The following is a 10,790-nucleotide window of genomic DNA, read 5'->3' on the forward strand; positions in this document are numbered from 1 at the left end:
CCCGCTCCGGCGTCCGCACCACCTGCGCCGCGAACAACTCCGGCAGGGTCACGGCAGGAAGCTGCTCGGCGGTGTCGTTCCACTCCTCCACGACCACACGCCGCCCGCCCTCCGTAAGGGCGTCCAACTGCCCCACAGGCGCCAGCGGTTCAGCGGCGACAGCTTCGAGGAAGGCCACGAACCCCTTCTGATGGGCCGCGACATCATCGCTCCCCGCCGACGAGGCGGCTCCGTCGAAGTCGATCCGGATCCGGCCGTCGGCGGAACCGCCCCGGACGGTGATCATCAGCTCCTCGACGGGCGGGATCGAGACGTCGTGCCTCGTGCCCTTCGAGCCCGCGAAGTCGAGGTCGTCGTCGAAGGTGACGACGTTGACGAGGGGTCCGAACTGCCGTTTGCCTCCGGTCGGCCAGTCGAGTTCGCGGCGCAGGTCCTCGCCGCGGAACCGCTGGTGACGCGCGATGTCGCGCAGCTCGTTCTTCACTCGTCGCGCGAGGGCGAGGATGTCCTCTCGCGGGTCCACGCTCACCCGCAGCGGCACGATGTTGGCCATCGTGCCGGGGGTGCGTCCCGAGAGCGCGGTGACGCGGCCCGTCACGGACACGCTGAACACGACGTCGCCGGTGCCGGTCATCCGGCTGAAGTACGCGGCCGCCGCGGCGATGACGACGTTCGACCAGTTCACGTCGCCCGTGCCTGCCGACCGTCGCATGCGTTCGGCGGCCGAGGCGTCGAGGTAGGTCGTCTCGCGCCGGAACTCGGCGTCCGCCCCGCCGCCGACGGCGAGACCGACGGGGCTCGGCCGGTCCGCGAAGCGGCCGGTCCAGTAGGCGCGGTCCGCGTCTTGGCCGGCCGAACCCCGGTACGTCTCCTCCTCGTCCAGGATGTTCCTGATCGACCCGAACCTCGGCTCGGCGCACGGCGTGCCGCGGACGAGCGAGGTGTAGAGCTCGGCCACGCGCCGTCCGAACACCGACCAGCCGAAGGCGTCCATGACGACGTGGTTGTACCGCTGGTACCAGAGGTGCCGGTCGGCGGAGAGCGTGAACAGCGCGTACGCGAACAGCGGGCTCGCCGTCGGATCCGCCGGGCGGGCGAGTTCGTCCCGCATCCAGGCGTGCGCTTCGGCCTCGGGGTCGGGTGACGAGCTCAGGTCCAGGACAGTGAGGGACCATTCGGGCTGCGTGACGACCTGGTGGGGGCCGTCGGCGTCCTCCAGGATCCGGACGTTCAGCCCTTCGGCCTCGGCGACGGCCCGCCGTAGCGCGGTCTCGATCGACGGCCCGTCGACCGGCCCGTCGATCGCCACGAACTCACCGGAGTTGTAGACCGGGCTGGGGGCGCCAATGCGCTGCGCGAGCCAGATGTCGTACTGAGCCGCGGACAGGGGCAGGCGAAGGTCGTCCTGAGACATGCGAGTCCCTCACTCGGAGTTCGGTGCGTTGAAGTCGGAGTACGGCTGCGACGTCAGCCCGTCGCCACGAGGCCGTAGATGGATTCCAGGCTGGGCGCCTCGAGCAGGTCGACGACGCTGACGCTCCGCCCGGTCCTGTCCTCCAGGACGGTGACGAGCCGCAGCAGGTGGATGGACTCCCAGCCGGGGAGTTCGTGCAGCCCGCGCCCCGCGTCCTCGACGGTCACCGGCAGGGCGAGTTCGTCCCGGACGAGGGCGATGAAGTCTTCGAGGGTGTTCATGGCAGGTCGCCTTCGGGGGTCTCGTCGATGCGGATGTGCGACGGCATCGGCTCGATCTGCCGCAGCTCGTGCCGGAAGGTCCGTACGCCGCTGTCGCCGTCGCCTCCGCCCTCGTCGCCGTCGTCGCCCTCGTCGTCGGCCGGGACGAAGCCGTGCCGCGGGTAGAAGTCGGCGACGCGCCGGTTCTTGGCGGTCTCGCGGTAGCGGGCGACCACGGCGGCGGCGCCGGTGGCGCGGGCGTGCCGCAGTACCCAGGTCAGGCAGGCCTCTTCGATGGAGCGGGAGAACACCCGGCAGCTCAGCAGGAAGTTGTCGATGCGCAGCAGGTCGCCGTCGCGCCGGGCGAGGATCGCGCCGACGAGCCCGTGGTCCCCGAACCGGTCGCCCGCGCGGACGGCCAGGGTGAGCGCGGCGGGGTCCTTCGTCCGTTCCAGCACCTCGCCGGGCTGGAGGCGCTGGGCGGTCAGGTTGAACTGGTTGGTCCGCAGGGTGAGTTGGGAGATCCGGGGCGTCTCGGCTTCGGTCGCCGGCCCGATGCGGAGGTGGACGCCCAGTTCGCGCAGGTAGTCCTCAGTCGAGTCGAAGCTGTCGAGGAAGCTCTTGCGTGCGGTGTCGTCCCGGTAGCGGGCCGCCCGGATCCGGTCCTCGGCGGTGACCTCCCGTACGTCGAACCAGCCGTCCCGCAGCAGGTTCCTGCGGTGCCACGCCGGTTCGCCGTCGATCTCGACGATGGTGACGCCGGGCAGCTCGCTCCGGACGAGTTCGCGTTCGAAGGCGCTGTCGTCGACGAAGACGAAGCTGTCGACGTTCAGCCCGAGGGTGTCGGCGAGGTGGTTCAGGTTGTCGTGCTTGGGCTGCCAGTTCGCGATGATCTGGACGAAGTCCTCTTCGCGCAGCGCCATGCGCGGGTGTTCGCGCAGCGCGCCGGCCACCGCCTCGGGTTCGTTCTTGCTGACGGCCGCGAGGAGGACGCCTTGCGATCCGAGCTGCCGTACGACCTTCTGGAACGCCAGGAACGCCTCGCCCCGGTAGCCCTCGCCGAGCTCGATTCCCTCGATTCCGTCGTCGCCGAGGACGCCGCCCCAGAGGGTGTTGTCGAGGTCGAGCACGAGGCATTTCTTCGTCTGTCCGGTCATCTGGCGGGCCAGATGACCGATTTCGGCGGCGTAGGCGAGGAGCAGGTCGTCGGTCAGATGGGCCTTGGCGTAGGTGCTGAGCCGCTCGTCGGTGACCGGCACGCCGTGCGCGACGAGGGGGTCGAGGTCCAGTACGACGACCGAGGGGTTGTCCTCGGCCAGCCGCAGCAGCCGGGTGTTGGCCTGCCGCCACACCGCGCCGAGCCGGGCCCGGGAGCGGTGATCGACGAGCTGGGCGGTGTGCCCGCGCAGCAGCGGCATCGTGTTCAGTACGAGGGTGCCGGATGTCTCGGCGAAGCGGGCGGCGAGCCGTTCGACGAGACCGATCTTCTCGGCCGCGACGCGTTCCACGTCCTCGGGCCGCCAGGGCGCCGGTACCTCGTCGAACACGATCAACGGGTCCAGGACGCACAGGACGAGGTCCGGACGGGCCGCGTTGAGTGCGCCGGCCGGGTCGAGCAGCTCGAAGACGTAGTTGTCGAAGTCGGCCAGTATCGTCCGTGCCACCAGGCCGTGCCGGGCCAGGTGGGCGGTGAGGGCCGGGGCCAGGGCCCCGAGGGTGCCGTGCCCGGTGACGCCGATGGTGACCAGCGGCGCCCCGGGGTGGGCCTGGGAGATCTCCTGCGGATCGAGCCGGGCGAGCAGCCGCCCGGCCTTCAGGAGTTCCGCGCCCGAGAGCCGGCCCGCCAGCTCGCCCGCTCTCGGGTACTCGGTGAGGAGACGACCGGCGTCGGCCAGTTCGCGCAGCTCGGCCGCGGCCGAAGCGTTACAGGACACGTTCACCTCCTCGGCGGTTCCGAGCCGGGCAGGGGCGGAGGGGGGCCGCCGTGGGGGCCGCCGCCGCCCAGGATCTGCAGCGGGGGCGGTCCGCCGGGGCCGCCGGGCCCGCCGGGAGGCGGCATCATCCCGCCCATGCCGTTCGGCGGCGGGGCGCCGAAGTGCTGCGGTCCCGGTCCGCCCGCGAACTCCGGGACGGGTTCCTGGGTCCGTGCGGGCGGCGCCGCGAACTGGGTGCGGTACAGCTCGGCGTAGAGTCCGCCGGCGAGCAGCAGGTCCTCGTGGACGCCCTGTTCCCGGATCTCGCCGTTCTCGACGACGAGGATCTGGTCGGCCTCGCGGATGGTGGACAGCCGGTGGGCGATCACCAGGGAGGTGCGGCCCACGAGGGCCGTCTTCAGCGCCCGCTGGACGGCGGCTTCGGACTCCGAGTCCAGGTGCGCGGTGGCCTCGTCGAGGACGACGACCGAGGGGGCCTTGAGGAGCAGCCGGGCCAGCGCGATGCGCTGCTTCTCGCCGCCGGAGAGCCGGTAGCCGCGGTCGCCGACGATCGTGTCGAGGCCGTCGGGCAGGGACGAGATCAGGTCCCAGATCTGCGCCGACTTGCACGCCTCGGTCAGCTCGTCCTCGCCGGCCTCCGGTCGGGCGTACATGAGGTTGGCCCGGAGGGTGTCGTGGAACAGGTGGGCGTCCTGGGTGACCATGCCGACGGTCTGCCGCAGGGAGTCCATGGTGAGGTCGCGGGCGTCGACACCGTCGATCCGCACGGTTCCCGAGGTGGGGTCGTAGAGCCGGGGCACCAGGTGGGTGAGGGTCGTCTTGCCGGCGCCGGACGGCCCGACGAGGGCGGTGAGCTTGCCCGCGGGAACCTTGAACGTCAGGTTCTTCAGGGTCAGGGCGTTGTCCTTGCGGACCTGGGAGGGGAGCGCGATCGACTCCAGCGAGGCGAGCGAGACGTCGGCGGCGGCCGGGTAGCGGAAGCTCACGTCTTCGAACTCGATCTCGGGGGCGGCCGCGCCCGGACCGGGCAGCGCGTGGGCGTCGGGCCTCTCCGCGATGAGCGGCTTGAGGTCGAGCAGTTCGAAGAGCCGGTCGAAGCTGACGAGCGCGGTCATCACGTTCGCCTGCACGCTGGACAGTTGGTTGATGGGTCCGAAGAGCCGGGTGAGCAGCGCGGCGAGCGCGACGAGAGTGCCGACCTCGAAGGCGCCCCGGATGGCGAGCGTGCCGCCGACGCCGTACACGACGGCGGTGGCGAGGGTCGCGAGCAGGGTGACGGAGACGAGGAGCATCCGGCCGTAGACGAAGTTCAGCACGCCGATGTCCCGGACGCGTGCGGCCCGCTTGCCGAACAGCTTCGCTTCCTGGTCCGGCCGGCCGTACAGCTTGGCCAGCAGGGCGCCCGCGACGTTGAAGCGCTCGTGCATCATGGAGCCCATTTCGGCGTTCTGCTCCATCGACTCCCGCATGAGGCGCTGCATCCGGCGGCCGATGACCTTGCCGGGCAGGACGAAGAAGGGCAGGACCACCAGGGCGACGACGGTGATCACCCAGGAGAGGTAGAACATGGCGCCGAGCACGAGGACGAGGGACAGCACGCCGGACACGACGGTCGACAGCAGTGTGGTGAGCGCCTGCTGGGCCCCGACGACGTCCGTGTTCAGCCGGCTGACGAGCGCGCCGGTCTGCGCCCGGGTGAAGAACGCGAGCGGCTGCCGCTGCACGTGCTCGAACACCTCGGTCCGCAGGTCGTAGATCAGCCCCTCACTGATGCGGGCCGAATACAGGCTCTGCGTGAACGCCGCCGCCGTCTCCAGCAGGGCGAGGCCGGCGACTGAGAAGGCGACGGCGAGGACGATCCCGGTGTCCCGGGGGAGAATTCCGTCGTCGATGAGCACCTTGAACAGCATGGGGCTCGCCACCGTCATCACCGCTTCGGCCACGGTGATGAGCAGAAGGAATCCCACGGCCCAGCGATAGGGCTTGAGATAAGGCAGGATCCGAGGCACCGTGCCTGGTTTGATCTTCTGGCGGGTCAACCCGGAATCCGAGCCGAACCCTGATATCACCATTTGCGGCCCCGGGCCTCCGATCATGGCTCCGAAACCTCCTTATCCGTTGAGTTATCGGACGCGCCTCTGCCATGAGGACTCTTCGCCCCGAAGGGCCGCTATTCGGCGTGCTCGTACTGCTTCATTTCCTCGATCAGGCTCTTGGGGCGCATGTCGGTCCAGTGCTCCTCGATGTAGTCGAGGCACGCCTGCCGGGTGTTCTCACCGAACTCGATCTCCCAGCCGGCGGGCACATCCGCGAAGGTCGGCCAGAGGGAGTACTGGCCCTCGTCGTTGACGAGCGCGTAAAAGGACCCGTCTTCATTGTCGAATGGATTCGCCATGTTCGCCCTCCTGTGAAACAGATCCGATGTGAAACAGACCCGACACTCGGTGAATGCGCGGGCTTCCGCACTTTGCCGCTCCGAGCGATCGTACAGCCGTCCAACCGGACCGATTCGACAGTTGGACGCGCATAAAAAGAGGGCCCTGCCAGATCAGGCGAGCCCCTATGAGAGCGAGGATCACATGAATGCCGAAGTTTCGGCAATACTGTCCAACTGGCAATGGGCGACGGCGCCGTCAGCGCCGGGCGAGGCGCCGGAGGGCGACGACGACCTGGAGGGCCGCGGCGGGTCGCAGCAGGACGGGGCGTGGCCGCTCGGGCATCGTGCCGCGCCGCAGCGCGAGACCGGTGACGGTGACGACGGGGAGCGCCCAGGCGGCGACGGCGGCCAGACGCACGGTACGGCTGGGCTCGTGGCGAAGCGTCAGCCACGTCCAGTAGGCGGCGTCGGCGAACGTGTCGGCGTAGTCCCCGAAGGGGGTGGTCGTCCCGCGGCGGCGGGCGATGCGTCCGTCGGCCAGGTCGAGGGCGATCGCCGGCACCCCGGCGCCCCGGCCGGCGCCGCCGGGAAGGGCGGCGAGATTGCCGCGCAGCAGCGTCAGGACGTCGGCGGTGGCCAGGCGGGTGCGGTGCTCCAGCATTCCCAGGTGCAGCACGGACAACGCCCAACTGACGGTCACCCAGCGCCGCCCGGGCCGCCGGCCGGCGGCCAGTGCGTACAGGGCGGCGTGCAGCACGGTGAGCTCGGCCAGGGCCAGCGGCCGTCGGCCGGCCTGGTGCAGCGACCGCAACGCACATAGTGCGCACGCACAAAACCCCAGGTCAGGAGCCCTTTGCGGGCGGTTCGAGGATCGCCACGCACTCCACGTGGTGCGTCATCGGAAACATGTTGCCCTGGACGCAGGCGGTAAAGCAGCAGGTCAGAGAGGCTTTCGGGTCCCGAATGAGGGACAGCAGGCGCCCGGAGCGTCAAATGAGCGTCACGGCCGTACGTCGGTTCGGCACGGGCAATCTGACGTGTCATGGCTACCCGCAGTACGACAGCACCTCCCCCGGTACGAAGCCTCACGCGGTTGAGTCGTGTCGGTGCACCCACTGTGGACCCGCCGCGCGTCAGTCGGCGGGGGGCTCTGTCCCCGGCATGTCATGATCGATTCCGGCATGCAGGGTGCGACCACCCGACGGGATCACCTCGACGAGGCGTTCCTCCTCCGCGTGGGATAGATCCGTGAAGAGTCGAATGGACGTGTTCACGAGCTCCAGTAGGGGGACGCTGCCGCGGGGCGGTTTTACCGAGGCGGTCCGGGTGGAGAAGTTGTACCTCACCGGTACGCCACTTGGCGGCAGGGCCGCTTCGAGTGTCTTGACCAGGGTCCCCGGTCCGAGGGATTCGCTGAGGTGGCGGAGCCGGTCCCCATGCAAGGCGCCCACCTCTCCTTCGTACGCCACTTTCCCGCCACCGTTGACCAGCGTGATGGCCTTGAGGCTCAGCCCTAGGAGCGGCAGACGAATGCCGACCTCGTCGAGGGCCGGCAGTTCGTACACCGCTCGTGCCGCCGACGATGTCAGGCCGTCGACCTTCTGGGCCAGCGTGAGAACGAAGCCGGGCGCGTCGAAGCTCAGGACTCCCTCTCCCGTAGTCCAGCGCAAGGGGGCTGCGCCACGGCGAGCAGCGAAGGAGGAGGGGGCTACGCCGCAAACCCGGGCGTTCCATGTGCTCAGCGCGGCGCGCATGAGGTGCTAACGGCGGCGCTGCGCTGCATGGCAGCCGGCGCCGTCCTTGCCGTTCTGGCCGGGGCGGGTACCGCTTCCGCGGCCGGCTCGCCACCGAAACCCGACCCGCTGGCAGCGCCGCCCAAGGTCCACGGGAAGGAGGCCCCGACCGTGGCCGAGGCCGGGTCGCGGCCGGTGTCGGGCAAGTCCCCCAAGGCATCGCCGCTGTCCCGTAACAGCGCGCCGGGCGGCTTTCAGCGGGTGATCTCGCAGAAGGTCCAGCTGAAGAACACCGTGACCGACGCCGACGGCGACAAGTCGACGCTGACGTTCGAGGTGTGGACGGCGGACGCGTCCGGTAACCCGGTCACCAAGGTCAATCTGACGGACGCCAACCCGTACGGGGTGCTCGTCTCCCCCTATGTGGCGTCGGGGTCGACGGCCACGGTGGACGTGCCCGCGGGCAAGCTGTCGCTGAACAAGAACTACGTGTTCCACACGAACGCCTTCGACGGCTCCCTGTACGAGACAACATGGTCGCCGTGGGCGAAGTTCCGTGTGGAGATGCCCGTCGACCTGACGCTGCCGACTCCGGACTACACGGCACCGGACCCCAGCTCGCTGAACACCCCGCCGGACTTCTACCAGACCAAGCCGCTCGGCTCCTCGAGCACGCTGACCGCCAGCACCCTCAAGGCGGGCGAGCAGTGCAGCAAGAAGGACAAGCGCGGCCGCCAGGTGTGCTTCGGCAAGCAGCTGTCCAAGGACAAGGCCCCCAAGAAGGTGGCCCGCGCGATGGCGAACGCCGAAGCGACCGCGGGCGTGGAGTGGTGCAACACCGACTTCTCCAGCATCCTCGCCACCCGCTTCACCGAGTGCGACGTGCGGACGGTGCCGGTCATCATCCGCACGGACGGCGTCCCGGACGCCATCGCCTACTTCATGTTCCTGCGCATGCTCCAGCTCGACGGGCAGAACAGCTTCACCGAGCACCTGACGATCGAGCCGGCGCAGCAGATCCCGATGGACTTCGCCGAGATCGACATGTCCATCAACCAGCACCTGTGCCAGGGATCGTGTACCCCGGTCGAGCCGGACGACAGCGCCTGGACCGACAAGACGTGGTGGACCCCCGGCGACATGCATTCCACGTCGGTGACCACCCCCTACACCTGGGACGCGTCGACCCCGGACCAGAAGTATCTGTTCAAGCCGGACATCCAGATCGACGCGAACATCCTCCCGTCGGACGGCAAGATCCGCCCGTTCATGACCGGCTACCAGTGGTCGCTGGACTACAGCGGCGACACCAAGGATCTTGACCAGATCCGCTGCGACACCACCACCGCCGGCCCCGGCACGGGCTGCGTGTTCGTCAACCACGCCCCGACGTACAGCTTCAACGCCAAGGCGTTCCCGCAGGCCGCCGCGCACGGATGGCTGATCCAGAAGGCCGTGCCCAACCACCCCGGGTCGGTGCAGGACCGCACGCCCCTCTATTACATGGGCGACAGCGCGCAGAACACGCGCAGCCGCAACCGGATCTGCCCCACCGGATGGGCCGCGACCAACGGTGACTACTCGGCCCTGGTCGACGCGTCGGACACGCTGAACTGCGACGAGTTCGCGTTCGCGTCGACGTACAACAGCGGCGGCATGTCCAGCGCCGAGGGCGGCCTGAACCCGGCGCTGCTGCCCGGCGGGACCACGCCGACCGGGGCCGCGTGCATCAACACCTACGCCAAGAAGCCCAGCACCCTGGTGCACCTGTACAGCCTGAACGGGACCGACCCCACCTTCACCGAGGTGTGCGGCCGGTCGGCCATCTCGGGCATGCACAACCAGGAGTCCATGGGCAACCACTTCGCGACGTTCATGCGCGACAACCGGATCATGGACAAGGACGCGTACTGGCTCGACACGCGGATGGACGACGGCGGCACCTGCACCTACGGGATCGGCGGGGGACAGCCGGTCATCTGCAAGCTGACCGCCAGGTAGAACCCACGCACAACGGGACCGGCCCCCACCCTGTAGCAGGATGGGGGCCGGTCCTGGTTCGGTGCGCAGGTCAGGGCATGGGGAGAAGGACACCGGGAAGGGTGCCGGCGCGAACGGCCTCCTGGTCAATGGACAGGCCGCAGTAGGCGCCCACCGCGGCGAACACCAACGCGGGCAGCCGGGGCCCGTGCTGCTCGTAGTGCGCCACCACAGCGGCCTCGCCGACGTCGGCGATCGACGGGAACACCGCACCCGAGGCATCGAGCGCTGCGTCCAGAGCGGACTCCTCCCCGGTGTCCTGCCCGAACTCCGCCCGGCGTGCGATCTCGTCCCCGGGCACATGCAGGATCTTCGACGGCGGGCTGAACCGGTCCACCGTCACGCAGACGATCTCCTGCCCGAGGTAGGGCCACATCGACTGCACCTTGCGGTAGCCGGTCGACCACGTCGCCGCGCCCCAGTCCTCCAGTACGTACAGCCAGTCGCCGCACATTCCGTACATGACGGGGTTGATGTGGGGCGACGGCCTGCCCGGCTGACCCACCGGCACGGCGAGATCCCTGTAAGGGGTACGGGCGGCGAGCTCATCCAGGTCGGCGCCTAGCGCAATGAGGAACTCGTCAGCCTCCATCCCCCTGGCCGCGGTGAGCGAGATGCCGCCGAGCATCCCCCGCACGGCGGCGGATACAGGACTGTGAAGGTGTGCGCCTATCCAGGCGATGCCGTCACTCACGGTCACGTTTCGTTCCCCCTCGAGGTCGTTGGATGCTGGCCGCCAGCATGTCAGCCGTGGGGCCCCGCAGCGATCCGCGGGGCCCCACCGGCTTGTTGCGTGGATCTCAGGTCAGCAGCTCGAAGCCGCGCCCGCACCGCTTCAGTACGTCCGACCGTGCCCGCAGGAACGCCTCCCACGTCGACCGCTCATGCCAGCCCGAGGTCCACACGTTCACGTACCCGCTGCTGGCATACGTGCTGACTAGTGCAGTGCCGCATTGATCTTGCGGGGGTATGTGCCTCGCCGTCAGCGGCGACGCGGGCTGCTGACGGCGGCCGGTGATGCGTCAGTTCTTG

At 69.4% G+C, this 10,790-nt stretch carries 9 protein-coding genes; 1 reads left to right on the forward strand and 8 read right to left on the reverse strand.

Annotated features, from left to right (window positions below):
• The 7 genes from ACFY4A_RS41780 to ACFY4A_RS41810 form a co-directional block, all read right to left on the reverse strand.
• A partial coding sequence (locus tag ACFY4A_RS41780) for a condensation domain-containing protein (protein WP_390834547.1) occupies window positions 1-1,414 on the reverse strand: 1,414 nt, incomplete at its 3' end.
• A gap of 53 nt (window positions 1,415-1,467) precedes the next feature.
• Window positions 1,468-1,695, reverse strand: a complete 228-nt coding sequence (locus ACFY4A_RS41785) for an acyl carrier protein (RefSeq protein ID WP_390834548.1) — start codon at window positions 1,693-1,695, stop codon at window positions 1,468-1,470.
• The gene (locus ACFY4A_RS41790) at window positions 1,692-3,608 is read right to left on the reverse strand and encodes an HAD-IIIC family phosphatase (protein ID WP_390834549.1); all 1,917 of its coding nucleotides are present in this window, start codon (window positions 3,606-3,608) and stop codon (window positions 1,692-1,694) included. Before ACFY4A_RS41790 ends, ACFY4A_RS41785 begins: the two co-directional genes overlap by 4 nt.
• Window positions 3,609-3,610: 2 nt before the next feature.
• Window positions 3,611-5,680, reverse strand: coding sequence for an ABC transporter ATP-binding protein (locus ACFY4A_RS41795; RefSeq protein ID WP_390834555.1), 2,070 nt, complete (start codon window positions 5,678-5,680; stop codon window positions 3,611-3,613).
• A gap of 98 nt (window positions 5,681-5,778) precedes the next feature.
• The gene (locus ACFY4A_RS41800) at window positions 5,779-6,003 is read right to left on the reverse strand and encodes an MbtH family protein (RefSeq protein WP_390834550.1); all 225 of its coding nucleotides are present in this window, start codon (window positions 6,001-6,003) and stop codon (window positions 5,779-5,781) included.
• 238 nt (window positions 6,004-6,241) lie between these two features.
• Entirely contained in the window at window positions 6,242-6,796 is a 555-nt protein-coding gene (locus ACFY4A_RS41805) for a CDP-alcohol phosphatidyltransferase family protein (RefSeq protein ID WP_390834551.1), read from the reverse strand.
• 322 nt (window positions 6,797-7,118) lie between these two features.
• Window positions 7,119-7,739 carry a hypothetical protein gene (locus ACFY4A_RS41810; protein ID WP_390834552.1) on the reverse strand — a complete coding sequence of 207 codons (621 nt, stop codon included), beginning with the start codon at window positions 7,737-7,739 and terminating at the stop codon, window positions 7,119-7,121.
• Window positions 7,740-7,766: 27 nt separating this feature from the next.
• Here ACFY4A_RS41810 and ACFY4A_RS41815 point away from each other — a divergent pair, with 27 nt between their 5' ends.
• Window positions 7,767-9,719 (forward strand): hypothetical protein, encoded by a 1,953-nt coding sequence (locus ACFY4A_RS41815; RefSeq protein WP_390834553.1) that lies wholly within the window; start codon window positions 7,767-7,769, stop codon window positions 9,717-9,719.
• Window positions 9,720-9,789: 70 nt separating this feature from the next.
• Here ACFY4A_RS41815 and ACFY4A_RS41820 read toward each other — a convergent pair whose 3' ends face one another.
• A complete protein-coding gene (locus ACFY4A_RS41820) occupies window positions 9,790-10,458 on the reverse strand; it encodes a hypothetical protein (protein ID WP_390834554.1) in 669 nt (222 codons plus the stop codon).
• Window positions 10,459-10,790: the final 332 nt, after the last annotated feature.

This window comes from Streptomyces sp. NPDC001292, from assembly GCF_042896465.1.
GTDB lineage: Bacteria > Actinomycetota > Actinomycetes > Streptomycetales > Streptomycetaceae > Streptomyces.